This window comes from Mycobacterium sp. E796 (assembly GCF_001672815.1).
Taxonomy (GTDB): Bacteria; Actinomycetota; Actinomycetes; order Mycobacteriales; family Mycobacteriaceae; genus Mycobacterium.
Genome location: NZ_LZKK01000242.1, coordinates 1 through 2,057, shown reverse-complemented (window position 1 = coordinate 2,057; position 2,057 = coordinate 1). Strand labels below are relative to the sequence as shown.

Genomic DNA, 2,057 nt, shown 5'->3' with positions numbered 1-2,057 from the left:
GGAGGCGCGCCGGTTCTGGGTGCGTTACGCCGCCGAGGCCGCCGGTTCGCTGACGCTGGACGATGGCGACGGTGCGCGACGAGGTGAACGCGCTGGGCGCGCGGTTGGCCAAGCTCACCGACTCGCTGCACCGCGACGAGGTGGCCAACGCCCAGGCGGCGATGCGTATCGAGCAGCTCGAGCAGATGGTGCTCGAGCAGTTCGGCATGTCGCCGGACGACCTGATCGCCGAGTACGGTCCGGAGAATCAGCTGCCGCCCACGGACCTCGAGATGGCGGAATACGAGCAGGCCAAGGAGCGCGGCGAGCAGGTTTTCGCTCCCGCTCCCATCCCGTACGACCGGGCCACCCAGGAGCGCCGGGCCAAGCGGGCCGAGAAGGAACTCGCCGAGCTGGGCAGGGTCAACCCGCTGGCGCTGGAGGAGTTCGCCGCGCTGGAGGAGCGCTACAACTTCCTGTCCACCCAGCTCGAGGACGTCAAGGCCGCCCGCAAGGACCTGCTCGACGTCATCGCCGACGTCGACGCACGCATCCTGCAGGTCTTCAACGACGCGTTCATCGACGTCGAACGCGAATTCCGGGAAGTCTTCGCCGTGCTGTTCCCCGGCGGCGAGGGCCGGCTGCGGCTCACCGATCCCGGCGACATGCTCACCACCGGCATCGAGGTGGAGGCGCGTCCGCCGGGCAAGAAGATCACCCGGCTGTCTTTGCTGTCGGGCGGCGAGAAGGCGCTGACGGCGGTCGCCATGCTGGTGGCGATCTTCCGGGCCCGCCCGTCGCCGTTCTACATCATGGACGAGGTCGAGGCGGCGCTCGACGACACCAACCTGCGCCGGCTGATCAGCCTGTTCGAGCTGCTGCGGGCCAAGTCGCAGATCATCATCATCACCCACCAGAAGCCCACGATGGAGGTCGCCGACGCGCTGTACGGCGTGACCATGCAGGGCGACGGCATCACCGCGGTGATCTCGCAGCGGATGCGTGGCCAGCAGGTGGAGCAGCTGGTCTCGAGCTCTAGCTGAGGCGCGAGGACGCTCGAGTGTGAGCTGACGGCTTTCGGCGTGTACTGACGGCGGGATTTCGGCGCTTTTTCCGCCGAGGATTCGCACGAAACGCCCAGGATTCACACTCAACGCCCGGTGAGCGCCGGGGTAACCGTGGCTGGAAGGATTGCCACCGTGTCCCAAGGTCTTTGGATCGCGATCGCGGTCGTCGCCACTCTGGTCGTCATTGCCGCGCTGGTCCTGGGCCTGGTGCGGTACCGCCGCCGAAGGATCAGCCTCGCGCGGCCCGAACCCGAAGCACTCGACCGCTCCGGCGGCTACACCGCGTCGTCGGGGATCACGTTCAGCCGCACCCCGACGGTCGACACCACCGGCCTGCCCGCGGTAGGCGACGACGCGACCGTCCCCCGCGACGCGCCAAGGCGCACGATCTCCGACGCCGGATCGGCGCCCTCGGCGCCGCGCACCACGTCCGCGCCCACCCGCGAGGCCCAGGTTTGCAGCTGATCGGCGGCCGCCGCCCGGAACGTGTCGGCCGCGCCCAACACGACGCGCCGCCCGTCGGCCACCAGCACCCGCGCGAGCTTGCCGACGGTGGTGGTCTTCCCCGTGCCGTTGACGCCGACGACCAGCAGCACCGAGGGATGGTCGGCGTGCGGCAGGGCGCGAATCGAGCGGTCCATGTCGGGCTGCAGCTCGTTGATCAGGACGTCGCGCAGCACCGCCTTCGCGTCGGCCTCGGTGCGCACGCTGCCGCTGGCCAGCCGGCTGCGCAGCTGCGTGATCACCGACTCGGTGACGACCGGGCCGAGGTCGGCGACCAGCAACGTGTCCTCGACGTCCTGCCAGGATTCCTCGTCCAGGTCGCCGCCGCCGATGAGGCCGAGCACGCTGCGCCCGAGCGCGGTCTGCGAGCGCGCCAGCCTTCCGCGGAGTCGTTCCAGCCGGCCTTCGGGCGGGGCGATGGCCTCGATCTCGGCCGCTTCGGGCGCGGGAGGGGCCGGCGGGGCCTCGGGCGCCGGAGGGGCCTCGGGGGGAGGGGGGGCCTCGGGC

At 70.7% G+C, this 2,057-nt stretch carries 2 pseudogenes; one reads left to right on the top strand and one right to left on the bottom strand.

Going from position 1 to position 2,057, the window contains the following annotated elements:
- Window positions 1-62: 62 nt before the first annotated feature.
- Window positions 63-1,022 (top strand): annotated as a pseudogene (locus tag A5706_RS18130) (AAA family ATPase); the annotation flags it as partial.
- 356 nt (window positions 1,023-1,378) lie between these two features.
- On the opposite strand, the pseudogene A5706_RS18125 reads toward A5706_RS18130, so the two are convergent.
- Window positions 1,379-2,057, bottom strand: a pseudogene (locus A5706_RS18125) (signal recognition particle receptor subunit alpha); the annotation flags it as partial.